Below are 16,438 nucleotides of genomic sequence, written 5' to 3'. Positions count from 1 at the left end.
AAACGAAAGGACGGTCAGCTTAGGGCGCGATGCATAAAAGAAAAATAGGCTAGGATTCCCGACATTCCGGACATTGATGTCCGTATTGGAGTGCGTGAAATGGATAGCCTTAGCGGCATAGGGGTGTTTGTGCTGGTAGCGCAAGCGGGCAGCTTTGCCGAGGCAGGGCGCGCGCTGGGGGTGTCGCCGTCGGCGGTGGGCAAGAGCATCGCGCGAATGGAAGCGCGCCTGAAGGTGCGACTGTTTCATCGCAGCACACGTCAACTGGCGCTGACGCCGGAAGGCGAGAAATTTCTGGATCGCTGCCGCCGCATCCTGGCCGAGGTCGAAGCGGCAGAGCTGGAACTTTCCGCCGCCTCGGACGCGCCGCAGGGCAAGCTGCGCGTGAGCCTGCCCCGCTACAGCGGCCTGTTTGACGCCGCCGTGGCCAGCTTCATGCGGCAATACCCGCTTGTGGAGCTGGACCTGGACTTCACCGACCGCATGGTCGATGTCATAGGCGAGGGCTACGACGCCGTGGTCCGCACCGGCGACATGGAAGACTCCGGCCTGAAGCGCCGCCGCCTGGGCCCGTTCCGCCGGGTGTTGGCGGCTTCGCCCGACTATCTGCGTCAGCACGGCACGCCCAAGCGCGCCGCCGATCTGCTGGGCCACGCCTGCCTGCATTACCGCTATCCCGCCACGGGCCGCCTGGAAAAGTGGCCGTTCAAGCTGGGGCCGGACGCGCAGGCACCCGAGCTGCCGCTGACGCTGGTGTGCAACAGCGTGGAAATGCGGATTGCGCTTGCCGTGGGCGGGCAGGGCATTGCCTGCTTGCCGGACTTTACGATCCGCCGCGAGCTGGCGGCGGGGCAGTTGCACGTGGTGATGGAAGACCGCACGCGCGGCGGCGGCACGATGTGGGCGTTGTGGCCCGCCAGCCGTCAGGCGTCGCCCAAGCTGCGCGTGTTCATCGACCACCTGGCGCAGCATTTGTTTCCGTAGCGGCGCTGGCCTGCGCCCGCCCAGGTTGCGTAGTATGTGGCCTGGGCGCACTGGCACTGCCTGCCAGTGTGACAACCATCACGATCCTCCGGAGCCTCTCGCATGCCACTCGCCACGCCGGCCGACGCCGCCAGCCTGAACCCCATCGTCGCCATGTCGGCGCATGCCTTGTCGGACGCGATCCGGCGCCGCGAGCTCTCCTGTGTCGAGGTCATGCGCGCCTATCTGGCGCATATCGACAAGGTCAATCCCAAGGTCAATGCCATCGTCGCGCGCCGCGATGCCGATGAACTGCTGCGCGAGGCCGCTGAACGCGATGCGCAGCTGGATGCCGGCCAGTGGCTGGGTTGGATGCACGGCATGCCCCAGGCGCCCAAGGACCTGACCGCCGTGCGCGGCATGGTCACGTCGATGGGCTCGCTGGTCTACAAAGACCAGGTTACGCAGCACGATTCGATCATCGTCGAACGCATGCGGGCGGCGGGCGCCATCTTCATCGGCCGCACCAACGTGCCGGAATTCGGGCTGGGCTCGCATACGTACAACCCGGTCTATGGCACCACGGGCAACCCCTACAACCCCATCAAGACGGCCGGCGGCAGCAGCGGCGGCGCGGCGGCAGCGCTGGCCGCGCGCATGCTGCCGGTGGCCGACGGCAGCGACTTTGGCGGCTCGCTGCGCAATCCCGCCGCGTTCTGCAACGTGTACGGCATGCGGCCGTCGGCGGGGCGCGTGCCGTTTGGGCCGTCGCCCGAAGTGTTCTTGAAACAGCTGTCCTACGAAGGCCCCATGGGTCGCACCCCGCGCGACGTTGCAATGCTGCTGTCCGTTCTGGCTGGCTATGACAAGCGTTCGCCCTTGTCCTTGCGTGACGACCCGGCGCAGTTCACTGCCGCGCTGGATGCGGATATGCGAGGCAAGCGCGTGGGGTGGTTGAGTGACTGGAAGGGCTATCTGCCAATGGAGCCGGGCATTCTTGACGTGTGCGCGCAGGGCCTGGCCACGCTGGACACCGTGGGCTGCGACGTGGTCGATTACGACGTGCCGTTCGCCGGCGACCGGCTGTGGCGCATGTGGTTGACGCATCGCCACCTGATGGTGGGCGGGCAGTTCCAGGCGTTGGTGCAGGACCCAGCCACGCGCAAGCTGGTCAAGCCGGCGCTGATCTGGGAAGTGGAAGGCCTGGACGGCATGACGGCGCTGGATGTCTATCAGGCCACGCAGGAACGCAGCGCGTGGTACCAGACGGTGCTACGCATGTTCGAAGACGTGGACTTTCTGGCGGTGCCGTCCGCGCAGGTGTTTCCCTTTGACGCCACGCTGGATTGGCCCAAGCACATCGACGGGCGCCCCATGGACACCTATCACCGCTGGATGGAAACCGTCACGCCGTGGACGCTGGCCGGCTGCCCGGTCATCAGCGTGCCGGTGGGCTTCAGCCCTGACGGCCTGCCGATGGGCATGCAGCTGATCGGGCCGCCGCAAGCGGACCTGGACGTGTTGCGCCTGGCCCAGGCGTACGACCAGGCCTGCGATTGGGTTGCCGCGTATCCGCCTGCTGCGCTGTGGTCCGCGGCGACGTAGGCGCGGGAACTGCCGGTCGGCCCCGGCGCCGGCCCCCGTGCCCCCGTGCCGCCATAGGGGCCTGACCGGCCCCACGCCGCGCCCCAACCGCGCTACGCACCGTCATCCAGAAAAGACAAGCTTTGTAAGCGATCTTTGCTTTTTTCTGACGAATGCCCCATTTTGGCGGGGATTTCCCTAGTTTTTCATGGCTGGGTGGACCGGGCTTTGCAATAATCAGCCAAATTCCCCACATCCTGTCATGGGTGCAGGGCGGGCGTTGTCGTGTGGCACCACCACAAAGGTCTTCCAGTATGAATAATCTGACTCTTCGCCAGCGCATCTTGGCCAGCTTCATGGTGATCCTGGCCATCATGGCCTTGATGGTGGTGGTGGATTACCGGCGCCTGCTGCACATCGAAGACGAAGTGGTGATGATCAACACCGATGCCGTGCCGGGCATTTACTACAGCACGTCGATCCGGGCGTCGTGGTTCGCGGGCTTTGTCGTGGTGCAGGACGCCTTTAACAGCGACACCGAGCAAGAGCGCCGCGACACGCTGGAAACGCTGCCCAAGAACGATCAGCAGTTGCAAGAAAACGTCGATTTCTACCGCCGCACAATTGCGCGTGATGACGACCGCGCGATGTTCGCGGATTTTGAAAAAGACTTGCAGGAATACAAACGCATTCGCGCCGACATCCTGGCGGCGACGGCCGATCCGCTTGTATCGCGCATGCGGGTCAAGAACGAACTGCGGCCCGCCTTCTACAAAGGGCGCGACATCCTGGCCAAGATGGTGGCCGAAAACAAGAAGCAGGCCGATGATGCCGCCGTCAGCATCAAGTCCGCCGTGGATTCGGCCGAGGTCGGCATGCTGGTGTCGCTGGCGTTCGCCATCGCGGCGGCGCTGGTGTGCGGCTTCTTGCTGATGCGCGCCATCGCCAACCCCATGCGCGACATCGTCAAGACGCTGGAAGCGACCGGCGGGGGTGACCTGACCCGCCGCCTGTCGCTGGCCCGCAAAGACGAATTCAACGCCATCGAAACCGGCTTCAACGGCATGGTTGATGAGCTGACCGGCCTGGTGGGCAAGACGCAGCGCTCGGCCGTGCAAGTCGCGACCTCGGTCACGGAAATCGCCGCCACCTCCAAGCAGCAGCAAGCCACGGCTTCCGAAGTGGCGGCCACCACGACCGAGATCGGCGCAACCTCGCGCGAAATCTCGGCGACCTCGCGCGAATTGGTGCGCACCATGACGGAAGTATCCAGCGCGGCCGAGCAGACGGCGTCGCTGGCGGGCAGCGGGCAGGTGGGCCTGGCGCGCATGGAAGACACGATGCGCAACGTGGTGGGCGCAGCGGGTTCGGTCAACGCCAAGCTGGCCATCCTGAACGAGAAGGCCGGCAATATCACGCAGGTGGTCACGACGATCACGAAAGTGGCGGACCAGACGAATCTGCTTTCCCTGAACGCGGCGATTGAAGCCGAGAAGGCCGGCGAATACGGCCGTGGCTTTGTGGTGGTGGCCACCGAGATCCGCCGTCTGGCCGACCAGACCGCCGTCGCCACCTACGATATCGAACAGATGGTGCGCGAGATCCAGTCGTCCGTGTCGGCCGGTGTGATGGGCATGGACAAGTTCTCGGAAGAAGTGCGCCGGGGCATGGCCGACATGCAACAGGTGGGCGATCAGCTGTCGCAGATCATCCAGCAGGTGCAGACGCTGGCGCCGCGCGTGCAGATGGTCAACGAAGGCATGCAGGCGCAGGCCACGGGCGCCGAGCAGATCAACCAGGCCTTGCAGCAATTGAGCGATGCGGCCCAGCAAACGGTGGAATCGCTGCGACAGTCCAGCCTGGCCATCGAAGAACTGACGCTGGTGGCCAACGACCTGCGCAGCGGCGTGTCGCGCTTCAAGATCTGATTCTTCCATGGTGGAAACTGCGTCCTTGCCCAAGCCCAGCGTCGCCGCCAACGCGGCGGCCAGGCGGCTGTATCTGCTGTTTCGCATCGGCGGCGACCGCTATGCGCTGGACGCGGGGGATGTGATCGAGGTGCTGGGCCTGCGCGTCTTCAAGCAAGTGCCGGGCGCCCCGTCGTGGGTGGCGGGCATGTTGCAATGGCGCGGCGCGGCGGTGCCCGCCATCGACATGAGCGCGCTGGCCGGCCACGCCGACGCGGCGCGCGTGACCAGCACCCGCCTGGCGCTGGTGCGCTATCGGGCAGCCGGGGCGGCGGCCGAGCATGTGCTGGGCCTGATCCTGGAACAGGCCACCGAAACCGTGCATTACGACCCCGCCGCGTTCCAGCCGTTTGCGCTGGATAACGCCAATGCGCGCTACCTGGGACCCGTGCTGAACAACGGGCAGGGCATGGTGCAGGCGGTGGGCGTGAACGAACTGCTGCCGCCGTCCGTGCGCGCGATGCTGTACCCGGCGGACCGGGAGATCACGCCATGATGCTGGTCGACGAATTCAGCGCCTTGCTCAAACGCAAGATGGGGCTGGATAGCGGCTCCATCGGCAAGGCCGCCGTTGAACGCGCCGTGCGCCATCGGATGGGCGCGGCGGGCGTGGCCGACGAACACGATTACCTGACGCGCCTGCACACCACGCCGGCCGAGATGCAGCAGCTGATCGAAGCCGTGATCGTGCCCGAGACCTGGTTCTTTCGGTATCCGGAATCGCAGACGGCGATGGCCGCGCTGGCGCGTGAACGCCTGTTCGCGGCGGGCGCGCCCGATGACCGCGTGCTGCGCGTGTTGAGCATGCCGTGTTCCAGCGGCGAAGAACCGTATTCCATTGCCATGGCCTTGCTGGACGCCGGGGTGCCCGCTGCGCGTTTCCAGATCGATGCCGTGGACATCAGCGAACGCATGGTCCAGTTTGCGCAACGCGCCGTGTATGGGCGCAACTCGTTTCGCGGCGACGACCTGGCGTACCGCGACCGCCACTTTGCCGAGACGGCCGACGGCCATCAACTATCCGCGCAGGTGCGGGAACGCGTGTGCTTTCGGCAGGGCAACGTGTTCGACAGCCAGTTGCTGCTGGGCACGTCGCCGTATGACTTCGTGTTCTGCCGCAACCTGCTGATCTATTTCGACGGGCCGACTCAGGAGCGCGCGGTGCAGGTGCTGCGGCGCTTCACGCGCGCCGACGGCGTCATCTTCGTGGGTCCGGCTGAAACCAGCTTGCTGACCGCGCGCCGCCTGCCGTCGGTGGCAATGGCGCGCTCGTTCGCCTTCCGTAATCAAGCCATGCCGCCCCAAGCCGATATGCCCGCGGCATCCCGGCCGATCGTGCACGCGTGGACGCCGCCCCGACGGCCGGTGGCGCAGGTCCCAACCGGACACCTGCCGGTGCCGCATGCGGCGATTCCGCCCGCTTCGGGGGCCTCGCCGATGCGCTCATCCGTGGCCGGCCCGACCGGGACGTCCGGGTCGACGTCGGGGGCGACAAACGCCGCTAGCTGGCAGGCATCGCCCAGCGCGGCGACCGGCGCATCGACCAGTACATCCAGCACATCCACCAGCCCATCCCCCAGCCCATCCCCCAGCGCCGACGCTTCCCTGCGCCAGATCGCCGCGCTGGCCGACCGGGGCCGCGTGCAAGACGCGCTGGCGCAGTGCCGCGCGCATATCGACATCCACGGCGTCAGCGCCGATGCGCTACATCTGCTGGGCCTCTTGCAGGATGCGGCGGGCGACTCGCGCGAGGCGCAGGCGTCCTACCGCAAGGCGCTGTACCTGGACCCCACCCACCGCGAGGCGCTGCTGCACCTGGCCGCGCTAATCGCGTCGGCGGGCGATATCGAAGGCGCGCGCCGCCTGCAAGCGCGCGCGGCGCGACAGGAGGCCAGACGTGGTTGAACCCATCGCGCTGCTGTCCGACGTGGACGACTGCTGGAACCGCATCGGCATCCGGGGCGACAAAACCTGCCCGCAATTGCCCGAGCACGTGCATTGCCGCAATTGCCCCGTCTACGCCGCCGCCGCCAAACGCATCCTGGACCGCCTGCCGCCGCAGATGGACGCGTTGGATGGTGATTCGCCAGACGCCGACCACGACAAACCCCATGAAGACGTTCAGATGTCTTCGCTGCTGGTCTTCCGGCTGGGCCGCGAATGGCTGGGCCTGCCGACGCGCGCGCTGGACGAAGTGGCCGGCACGCGCGGCATTCTGGCGCTGCCCCATCGCCGCGACCCGGCGGTGTTGGGCGTGACCAACGTGCGCGGCACCTTGACCGTCTGCGTGTCGCTGGCGCGTTTGTTGGGGCTGGACATGACGCCGGCCCCGCTGGATGTGCGCGAACGCTCGGGCGCCGCGCGCATGTTGATCTTCGGCGGCGCGGGCCGGGCCGTGGTGTTGCCGGTGGACGAGGTGGAAGGGATACACGCCGTCGACCTGGACCGGCTGGAACCGCTGCCGTCGACGGTGCAGGGCGCGGGCCTGAAATATTCGCGCGGGGTGCAGCGCTGCGGCAGCCGCAGCGTGGGCGTGCTGGACGAAACCCAGTTGATGCAAGCTTTGGAACGGAGTCTGGCGTGAACCCGGACGAAATGCGCGACGCCTCGCTGCTTGAGCTGTTTCAGCTTGAGACCCGCACCCAGGTGCAGGTGTTGAACAACGGCTTGTTGGCGCTGGAACACGACCCCACCTCGGCGGCGCAGCTGGAAGCCTGCATGCGGGCGGCGCATTCGCTGAAAGGGGCCGCGCGCATCGTGGACCTGCACCCGGCTGTCCGCATCGCGCACGCCATGGAAGATTGCCTGGTGGCCGCGCAGGAAGGGCGGCTGCGCTTGCAGGCAGACGATATCGACGCCTTGCTGCTGGGCACCGATTTGTTGCAGCGGGTCGCCACGCCGGGCGCGGAGCTGGGCGGTGAAATCGACGAGGTGGTGGTGCGCTTGAGCAGCGCGCCCAACGCTCCGCCGGCCGTGCCGCCGCGCGCGCCCCGGCCGTCGGATTTCCTGCCGCCCATCAAGCGCGTCGAGGACGAGCCGCTGACGGCAACGCCGCCGAGGTCGCCGGATCCGATGCCGTTGGGCGTGCCGGGTTCGCCCGCATCGCCCACCCCGGCGCCGGTGCGCCGCAGCTCCGACCAGGGGCTCTCCGAAGGCGAACGCGTGCTGCGCGTCACGGCCGACACGCTGAACAAATTGCTGGGCCTGTCCAGCGAAACGCTGGTGGAATCGCATTGGGTCGGGCCGTTTGGCGCGTCCATGTTGCGGCTGCGGCGCATGCAGGCGGGCGCCGCGCAAGCGCTGGACGGCGTGCGCGGCGCCCTGGCCGGACAGCAGCTGGACGCGCGCGCCCAGGCGGCGCTGGACGACGCGCAGCGCATCGTGGACCAATGCCAGCAGGAACTGATTGAACGCACCAATGAAGTGGATGAATTCGGCTGGCGCATGAGCCATCTGGCGCAGCGCTTGTACGACACCGCGCTGACGTGCCGCATGCGCCCGTTTGCCGACGGCGTGGGCGGCATGGCGCGCATGGTGCGCGACCTGGGCCGTTCGCTGGGCAAGCAGGTGCGGCTGGAAATAGACGGCGACGCCACGCAGGTGGACCGCGACATCCTGGAAAAACTGGACGCGCCGCTGATGCACCTGCTGCGCAACGCCGTGGATCATGGCATTGAAATGCCGATGGACCGCATGGACCTCGGCAAGCCGCCCGAAGGCTTGATCCGGCTGTCGGCGCGCCATTCGGCCGGCATGCTGGTGATTGAACTGAGCGATGACGGCTCGGGCATTTCGCTGGACCGGCTACGCGTTGAAGTCGTGCAGCGCAAGCTGACCACGGCGGAAACGGCCGCCCGTCTAAGCGAAGCCGAGCTGCTGGAATTTCTGTTTCTGTCCGGCTTCAGCACGCGCGGCGAAGTCACTGAAATTTCAGGACGCGGCGTGGGGCTGGACGTGGTCCAGACCATGGTGCGCCAGCTGCGCGGCGCCGTGCGTGTGCACCAGACGACCGGGCAGGGCACGCGTTTCGTGCTGGAAATGCCGCTGTCCCTATCGGTGGTGCGCAGCCTGCTGGTCGAGGTGCAAGGCGACATCTACGCGTTTCCGCTGGCCTATGTCAGCCATGCCTTGCAGGTGCGCTCGCAAGAGATCGAGCAGCTGGAAGGGCACCAGCACTTTCGCTTCATGGGCCGGCAGGTGGGCCTGGTGTCCGCGCGGCAGATCCTGCGCGGCGGCGAGCACGCGCCCTCGACCGAGTCCATGGCCGTGGTGGTCGTGGGCGACCACGACAAGCGGTACGGCATCGCCGTTGACCGCTACGTCGGCGAGCGCACGCTGGTGGTGCAAGCGCTGGACCCCCGGCTGGGCAAAGTGCAGGACGTGATGGCGGGCGCGCTGATGGACGACGGCACGCCGCTATTGATCCTGGACGTGGAAGACATGCTGCTGTCGGTACAAAAGCTGATCGAAGGCGGGCGGCTGGCGCGGGTGGACGGCGGTGGCCCCATCGCCCAGGAGCGGCGCCGCAAGCGCGTGCTGGTGGTGGACGATTCCCTGACCGTGCGCGAGCTGGAACGCAAGCTGCTGGTGAACCGGGGCTTCGACGTGGCCGTGGCGGTGGACGGCATGGATGGCTGGAACATGCTGCGCGGCGAGGATTTCGACCTGGTCGTGACCGATGTGGACATGCCGCGCATGGACGGCATCGAACTGGTGTCGCGCATCAAGGCCGACCCCAAGCTGCAGGGCTTGCCGGTGATGGTGGTGTCGTATAAGGATCGCGAAGAAGACAGGCGGCGCGGGCTGGACGCCGGCGCTGATTACTATCTGGCCAAGGGCAGCTTCCACGATGACGCGCTGTTGGACGCCGTCGAGGACTTGATCGGGAAGGCACTGACGTGAGAATCGGCATCGTCAACGATATGCAGATGGCGGTTGAAACCCTGCGCCGCGCCATCGCGCTGGAACCGGGGCTGGAAGTGGCGTGGGTGGCGTCAAACGGCGAAGAAGCCGTGGCGCAATGCGCGCGCGACCGGCCCGATGTGGTCTTGATGGACCTCATCATGCCCGTCATGGACGGGGTAGAGGCCACCCGCCGCATCATGGCGGAAACGCCGTGCGCCATCGTGGTGGTGACGGTGGACGTCGCCCGCCATACGGCGCGGGTGTTCGACGCCATGGGCCACGGCGCGCTGGACGCGGTGGACACGCCGGTGGTCAGCGGCGGCGACATGCGTGCCGCCGCCGCGCCCTTGCTGCGCAAGATTCGCAACATCGGCTGGCTGATCGGGCGCTATGGCAACCGGCCCACGCTGACGCCCGTGCCCAAATCAGCGGCGCGTGCCGACGCGCAACGCCTGCTGGTGATCGGCGCCTCGGCGGGCGGCCCGGCCACATTGGCCCAGCTGCTAGGCGACCTGCCGCTGGATTTTCCCGCCGGCATCGTACTGGTGCAGCACGTGGATGCCTCGTTCGCGGCAGGCATGGCGGACTGGCTGAACGACCAGGTGCAACTGCCCGTCAGGCTGGTGCGCGAGGGCGAACGGCCGGTGCCCGGCCAGATCTTGCTGGCGGGCACGGACGACCATCTGCACCTGCTGCCCGACGGCACGTTGCGCTACACGCAAGACCCAAAAGAAAGCCTGTATCGGCCTTCCATTGACGTGTTCTTTCACAGCGTGGCGCAGCATTGGCGCGGCACGGTGGTTGGCGTGCTGCTGACCGGCATGGGCCAGGACGGCGCGCGTGGCTTGAAGGCCATGCGCGAGCGGGGCTGCCTGACCATCGCGCAAGACCAAGCCACCAGTGCCGTCTACGGCATGCCCAAGGCGGCCGCCGCCATGCAGGCCGCGGTGGAAATCAAACCATTGGACCAGATCGCGCCGCGCTTGATTCAGGCCTTGGCCTAAGCGCTCGATCCCGTTCGACATCAAGGACTTACCATGCACCCACCTTTCGACAGCGCAGCATCGGCCGACCTGAACGCGCACGCAGCCATGGTGCTGCTGGTTGACGATCAGGTGATGGTCGGCGAAGCGATCCGGAGGGCGCTGGCCACCGAAGGGAACATCGATTTCCACTATTGCTCGGACCCGTACAAAGCGCTGACGGTGGCGATCCAGACGCGGCCCACCGTGATCCTGCAAGACCTGGTGCTGCCGGGCGTGGACGGGCTGAGCCTGGTCAAGGAATACCGCAGCCATCCGGTGACGCGCGACATTCCCATCATCGTGCTGTCCACCAAGGAAGACGCAGCCATCAAAAGCGCCGCGTTTTCCGCCGGCGCCAATGACTATCTGGTCAAGCTGCCGGACGCCATCGAACTGGTGGCGCGCATCCGCTATCACTCGCGTTCGTACCTGGCGCTGGTGCAGCGCGACGAGGCCTACCAGGCGCTGCGCCAAAGCCAGCAGCAGCTGCTGGAAAGCAATATGGAGTTGCGCCGCCTGACCAATTCGGACGGGCTGACGGGCCTGGGCAACCGCCGGTATTTCGATGAATACCTGAATGCCGAATGGCAACGCGCGCGTCGCGACCAACGCGAAATCAGCATGTTGATGATCGATGTGGACCACTTCAAGGCCTACAACGACACCTATGGCCACATCGCGGGCGACGAGGCTTTGAAGCGCGTAGCCAACACCATCTTCGCCAGCTGCGACCGGTCCACCGACCTGGCCGCCCGTTTTGGCGGCGAAGAATTTGCGCTGGTGCTGCCGGGCTCGCCGGCGGGCAGCGCCAGGCTGGCGGCCGAGAAACTGCGGCGCGCCGTCGAGGCCATGCAGATTCCGCAAAAGGACACGGGCTCAGGCCCTTGGCTGACCGTCAGCATCGGGACGGCCACGGCCATTCCGGTGGCCGACCAACCCTGCACCGACCTGATCCAGGTGGCCGATCGCGGCCTTTACCAAGCCAAGCGCGACGGCCGCAACCGCGTCGTTCCCGGGCAGATGCAAGCGCCTGCCTAGGCGCCGCGACAGGTGAAGCGGGGTTGACGACTTCGCTTCATGCGCGCAAGGCGCTCCAGGCGCGGTAACCGTTTCCAGCAGGGCGAGGGCCGATAGCGACACGCGCTCGGCCTGCTCGGCCTTGCTGAGCCGGCCATCTTCTTGACGGATTTTCATGGTTTTCCAATCGATCGCGTCCAGTTGATGTAACAAGGCAGTGTCTTTCAGGGACAAGTGCGAATGGGAAACAATATTTCTCATCAATACTGCAAGACATCCCGAGGCGGCTGGCGCTATCGTCGCAGCATGCGACACGCGCCTGCCCGGTCGGCTGGAACCCCGAAGAAAGAGGCACACCATGACGTATTCGACCTATCACAAGAAAGATATCTTTGGCCGTCCGCTGCATGCGGAAACGCAGATGATGTCGTACGGCTACGACCCCTTCCTGTCCGAAGGGGCGGTCAAGCCGCCGGTATTCCTGACGTCCACCTTTGCCTTCCGGTCCGCCGAGGACGGCGCGGCGTTTTTCGACCTGGTGTCGGGCCGCAAACCCTTGCCCCAGGGCGAATCCGCCGGGCTGGTCTATAGCCGCTTCAACCATCCCAACCTGGAAATCGTGGAAGACCGGCTGGCCCTGCTGGACGGGTCCGAGGCGGCGGCCGTGACGGCCAGTGGCATGGCCGCGATCAGCGCCGTGCTGATGGCCTTTTTGCGCCCGGGCGACCAATTGGTGCAATCGCTGCCGCTATACGGCGGCACGGAAACCCTGATCGCCAAGATTTTCCCGGAATGGGGTATTGGCTCGCACCCCATTCAGGACGGGCTGTCGCCCAAGCACATGCGCGCGGCGCTGGAAGCGGCGGCGGCCAAGGGGCCGGTGCGCGTCTTCTACGTGGAAACGCCCGCCAACCCCACCAACGCGCTGATCGATTTCGAAGGCATGAAGAACGAGCTGGATGCCTTCGAAACGCGGCACGGCTATCGCCCGGTTTCGGTGTGCGACAACACGCTGCTGGGGCCCATCTTCCAAAAGCCGGCCGAGCATGGCGTGGACCTGTGCGTGTATTCGCTGACGAAATACGTAGGCGGTCACAGCGACCTGGTGGCGGGCGCGGTGACGGGCAGCAAGGACCTCATCAAGAAGGTGCGGGCGATACGCAGCGCGTTCGGTTCGCAGCTGGACCCGCATTCGTGCTGGATGATTACGCGGTCGATGGAAACCGTGGTGCTGCGCATGAAGCAGGCCGCGCGCACGGCGACCAAGGTGGCGCAATGGCTGGCCGGCAACCCCTACGAAAAGGTCACGCTTTTTCATCCCGAGATGATTGCGGATCGCGCCTATCAGGAAGTCTACAAGCGGCAGTGCACGGGGCCTGGCTCGACGTTTGCGTTCGTGCTGGACGGTGGCCGCGAACGCGCCTTCCGCTTCATCAACGCGCTGCATCTGTTCAAGTCGGCCGTGAGCCTGGGCGGCACGGAATCGCTGGTGTGCCATCCCGCGTCCACCACCCATTCCGGCGTGCCGGCCGCCGAACGCGAGGCGGCGGGCGTGTCGGAAGGGCTGATCCGCATTTCGATCGGGCTGGAGCACGAAGAAGACCTGATCGCGGACATGGACAACGCGTTTCGCACGCGCTGAGCGCTTGGATGCTTAGGGGGCAGGGGACGGGTTGCGCCACCATACGCAGCCACCCTACGCAGCCACCGCCTGCCGCCGCGACCGGTTCAGCAGCACGAACGCGGCGGTGGCCACCAGCATGACCGTGGCGGTGGCGATGACCGCGGCGTAGCCCGTGTCGAACGCCGTCCGGGCCAACTCGGTCAGCGTGGCTGCCAGGTCGGTGGGCAGGCCTTCGGCCACGATCAACGCTTCGTCCAGGCTGTCGCGCAGTGCGGGGGCTGCTGCCAACGCCGGCGGCACGTCCAGCGTGTTGGCGTACACGCCCGACAGGATGGACCCCATCAGCGTCACGCCCAGCGCACCGCCCAGCTCGTACGACACTTCCTCAATCGATGCCGCCATGCCCGCGCGTTCCGGCGTGGCGCTTTGCATGATGGAGCTGGACGCCGCCGTCATCGTTGCACCGATGCCCAGCCCCAGCACGCTCAGGCTGACCATCTGCGGCAGCACGGCGCCGTCATAGCACAGCAGGTACGCGCCCATGCCCGCCGCCGAGACGGCCAGCGACAGGAACATCAGCCGAGGTCCGCGCACGTAGGCCAGCAGCCATCCCGCCACGGGGCCGGCCACGAAAGCGGCCAGCGGCAGCGGCAGGATGAACAGCGCGGCCTGGATGGGCGACATGCCCAGCACCAGCTGCAAGCGCTGGCTGAAGACCAGTTCCAGGCCCAGCAGCGCGGCGCCGGCGAACAGCGCGGCGGCGACGCCCGAGCTGAAGGTGGCGTTGCGGAAGATGGCAAAGTCGATCAACGGATAGGGGCGGCGGCGCTGGCGGCGCACGAACACCGTCAGCATCGCGACCCCGGCGGCGCAGGCCAGGCCCGCATGCAGCCACGACGTAGACGCGCGACCCAGTTCCTTTAGCGCATAGGCGCACAGGATCAAGCCGGCCATGACTTGCAGCGACCCGGTCAGGTCCCACGGCCGCGCGGTGGCGGGGCGGCTGGCCGGAATCAGCCGCCAGGCCAGCGGCAGCGCCAGCAGCACAATCGGCACGTTGATCAGGAACACCGATCCCCACCAGAAATGCTCCAGCAGCACCCCGCCCACCACCGGCCCCAGCGCCGCGCCGCCCGAGGCCACCGAGGCCCAGATGCCGATCGCCACGGCGCGCTCGCGCTCTTGCGCGAAAGTCAGCCGGATGATGGACAGCGTGGCGGGCATCATCATGGCGGCGCCCACGGCCAGCAGCACGCGCGCCGCGATCAGCGGGGCGGCCGCCGGCGAATACGCCGCTGCCAGCGAGGCCACGCCGAACACCACCAGCCCCATCATGAACAGCCGCTTGTGGCCCAGCCGGTCGCCCAGCGTGCCCATGCCCAGCAGCAGGCCCGACACCACCAGACCATACACGTTCACGATCCACAATTTTTCAGACGCGGTGACGCCCAGCTCGTGCGTAAGCCGGGGCAGGGCGGTGTACAGCACCGTCATGTCCACCACGATCAATAACAAGGCGATGGACACAATGCCCAGCACCAGCCAACGGCGCGGATCGGCCGTGGCGACAGCGATCGAATGAGTCCGCTGCATAGTTCTACTCCCTTTGAATCCACGCTTGGGTTGTTGCGCCGCAAGGGCGGCTGCCAAGCGCAAGGCACGCATTATCTATCTGTTTATTTGCGCTAAAAAGTTTGATTCCATCTATAAAATAGATGAATTAAGGAGACGCTCATGCAATGGACCCTGGACCAACTTCGGCATTTCGTCGCGGCGGCCGACGCCGGCTCTTTCTCGGCGGCGGGGCGTGGGCTGGGGCGGGCACAGTCCGCCATCAGCACCTCGGTGGGCCTGCTGGAGGCCGATCTGGGTGTGGAACTGTTCGACCGGTCGCGCCGCAACGCCACCCTGACGCCCGCCGGCGAAGTCATGCTGCAAGAAGCGCGCGAACTGCTGCGGCAGGCCGGCGGGCTGGACCAGCGGGCGCTGTCGTTTGCCGCCGGGCAGGATGCCCGCCTGTCGATCGCGCTGGACGAAGCGCTGCCGTATCAGGTGCTGGGCGCGCTGGTGGTCGAAGTGGCCGACCGCTTTCCCGCCCTGGAATTGACGCAGCTGAACGGCACCGCCACCGAGGTGGCCGACTACGTGCAGCAAGGCCGCGCCAGCCTCGCGTTCCACTTTGACCGGGGCGACCCGGGCAGCGCGTTCGCGCACCGCTACCTGGGCAATGTGGCGCAGGCGGTGTTCGTAGCGTCGGGGCATCCGCTGACCGAACTGGCCGAGGTCACGCGCAGCGATCTGGCCCGCTATCGGCAACTGGTGATGCAGATGGAAGGCGTGGAAGAGGTGGTGCTGAGCCCGACGGTGTGGCGCACGGACAGCTTCTACAGCATCGCCGGCATGGTGGCGGACGAGCTGGGCTGGGCGATCCTGCCGCTGAACATCGCGGAATACGAAAGCTTTCGCCGCACGCTGGCGCGCGTGCCGTGCGCGGGCCTGTCCTTGCCGATGCTGTCGGTGCGCGCGCTGTGGCTCCAAGGGGCGACGTTAAGCGCGACCGAGCTTTGGTTGCAGGAACGGATGGGGCAATTGCTGGAGTGATGCCAGCCCGGCTAGCTAAGCAACGCCGTCACCAGATCGCTGCCGCCCTGGCTGTCGTCGGTGAAGTTCAGCGCTGTCTGCACGTGTTCCAGATGCTCGTCCATCAGCGCGCAGGCGCGTTCGGTGTTGCCCGCGCGGGCCGCCTCGATGAAGGCGTGGTGCTCTTGCGACGAGCAACTGGCGTCGTGCGAACTTTGGTACAGCACGGTAATCACGGCACTGCGCGCCGACAGCTCGCGCAGCATGCCGGTCAGCACCGAATTGCCCACGGCTTCGGCCAGCAGGATGTGGAAATGGCCCAGCAGCTGGTTGCGCTTTTGCACGTCGCCAGCTTCAAGCGCCGCGCGTTCTTCGGCCAGATGGGCGTCAATGCGGCGGTAATCGGCAGCCGTGGCGCGCGCCACGAATTCCTTGGCCAGCGCGGCTTCCAGGATGCGGCGCACGGCGTAGACCTCGCGCGCTTCGTTCGCGTCGGGCTTGCTGACGAACGCGCCCTTGTCCGGAACGATATTGATCAGCTTGTCCTTGGACAGCATCAGCAGGGCCGCGCGGATCTTGGTGCGGCTGACCTTGTAGACCCGCGCCAGCGCCTCTTCGCGCAGCCGGGTGCCGGGCGGAAGCTTGTGCGCCACGATGGCGGCGGAAACTTCGCGGGCGATATCGTCGGCGCTGGGGTCTGTGGAAACTTCCTGGGTCATGGGACGCGGCTGCGGCGGCCGCAGGGCAAAATCTTCGGGCAGCCAGTCTATCAA

The 16,438-nt window shown here is 66.5% G+C and carries 13 protein-coding genes; 11 read left to right on the top strand and 2 right to left on the bottom strand.

Annotation, left to right across the window (positions count from 1 at the left end):
- Positions 1–99: 99 nt before the first annotated feature.
- The 10 genes from YH64_RS18010 to YH64_RS17960 all read left to right on the top strand — a co-directional run bounded on the left by YH64_RS18010 (position 100) and on the right by YH64_RS17960 (position 13,103).
- A complete protein-coding gene (locus YH64_RS18010; RefSeq protein WP_046805889.1) occupies positions 100–984 on the top strand; it encodes a LysR family transcriptional regulator in 885 nt (294 codons plus the stop codon).
- Positions 985–1,086: 102 nt separating this feature from the next.
- Positions 1,087–2,568 carry an amidase gene (locus YH64_RS18005; RefSeq protein ID WP_046805890.1) on the top strand — a complete coding sequence of 494 codons (1,482 nt, stop codon included), beginning with the start codon at positions 1,087–1,089 and terminating at the stop codon, positions 2,566–2,568.
- A 293-nt stretch (positions 2,569–2,861) separates the two neighbouring features.
- A complete protein-coding gene (locus tag YH64_RS18000) occupies positions 2,862–4,475 on the top strand; it encodes a methyl-accepting chemotaxis protein (RefSeq protein WP_046805891.1) in 1,614 nt (537 codons plus the stop codon).
- 7 nt (positions 4,476–4,482) lie between these two features.
- Positions 4,483–5,010, top strand: a complete 528-nt coding sequence (locus YH64_RS17995) for a chemotaxis protein CheW (RefSeq protein ID WP_046805892.1) — start codon at positions 4,483–4,485, stop codon at positions 5,008–5,010.
- The gene (locus YH64_RS17990) at positions 5,007–6,419 is read left to right on the top strand and encodes a protein-glutamate O-methyltransferase CheR (protein WP_046805893.1); all 1,413 of its coding nucleotides are present in this window, start codon (positions 5,007–5,009) and stop codon (positions 6,417–6,419) included. Before YH64_RS17995 ends, YH64_RS17990 begins: the two co-directional genes overlap by 4 nt.
- Positions 6,412–7,098 carry a chemotaxis protein CheW gene (locus YH64_RS17985; RefSeq protein ID WP_046805894.1) on the top strand — a complete coding sequence of 229 codons (687 nt, stop codon included), beginning with the start codon at positions 6,412–6,414 and terminating at the stop codon, positions 7,096–7,098. Before YH64_RS17990 ends, YH64_RS17985 begins: the two co-directional genes overlap by 8 nt.
- A complete protein-coding gene (locus YH64_RS17980) occupies positions 7,095–9,416 on the top strand; it encodes a hybrid sensor histidine kinase/response regulator (RefSeq protein WP_046805895.1) in 2,322 nt (773 codons plus the stop codon). The genes YH64_RS17985 and YH64_RS17980 overlap by 4 nt, the downstream gene beginning before the upstream one ends.
- A complete protein-coding gene (locus tag YH64_RS17975; RefSeq protein ID WP_046805896.1) occupies positions 9,413–10,423 on the top strand; it encodes a chemotaxis response regulator protein-glutamate methylesterase in 1,011 nt (336 codons plus the stop codon). The genes YH64_RS17980 and YH64_RS17975 overlap by 4 nt, the downstream gene beginning before the upstream one ends.
- Before the next feature lie 33 nt (positions 10,424–10,456).
- Positions 10,457–11,482 carry a diguanylate cyclase gene (locus YH64_RS17970; protein WP_046805897.1) on the top strand — a complete coding sequence of 342 codons (1,026 nt, stop codon included), beginning with the start codon at positions 10,457–10,459 and terminating at the stop codon, positions 11,480–11,482.
- A 337-nt stretch (positions 11,483–11,819) separates the two neighbouring features.
- Positions 11,820–13,103 (top strand): cystathionine gamma-synthase family protein, encoded by a 1,284-nt coding sequence (locus YH64_RS17960; protein WP_046805898.1) that lies wholly within the window; start codon positions 11,820–11,822, stop codon positions 13,101–13,103.
- A gap of 54 nt (positions 13,104–13,157) precedes the next feature.
- Here YH64_RS17960 and YH64_RS17955 read toward each other — a convergent pair whose 3' ends face one another.
- Positions 13,158–14,678, bottom strand: coding sequence for an MFS transporter (locus YH64_RS17955; RefSeq protein ID WP_046805899.1), 1,521 nt, complete (start codon positions 14,676–14,678; stop codon positions 13,158–13,160).
- 141 nt (positions 14,679–14,819) lie between these two features.
- Here YH64_RS17955 and YH64_RS17950 point away from each other — a divergent pair, with 141 nt between their 5' ends.
- On the top strand, positions 14,820–15,686 hold the full coding sequence (locus tag YH64_RS17950) for a LysR family transcriptional regulator (RefSeq protein WP_046805900.1): 867 nt from the start codon (positions 14,820–14,822) through the stop codon (positions 15,684–15,686).
- Positions 15,687–15,697: 11 nt separating this feature from the next.
- On the opposite strand, the gene YH64_RS17945 is transcribed toward YH64_RS17950, so the two are convergent.
- The gene (locus tag YH64_RS17945; RefSeq protein WP_046805930.1) at positions 15,698–16,384 is read right to left on the bottom strand and encodes a GntR family transcriptional regulator; all 687 of its coding nucleotides are present in this window, start codon (positions 16,382–16,384) and stop codon (positions 15,698–15,700) included.
- Between the last annotated feature and the right edge of the window lie 54 nt (positions 16,385–16,438).

It is taken from the genome of Achromobacter sp. LC458, from assembly GCF_001005835.2.
Lineage (GTDB): Bacteria > Pseudomonadota > Gammaproteobacteria > Burkholderiales > Burkholderiaceae_B > Achromobacter > Achromobacter spanius_B.
Note: the sequence above shows the minus strand (reverse complement) of the source record. Positions and strands in the feature narration are given on the sequence as shown.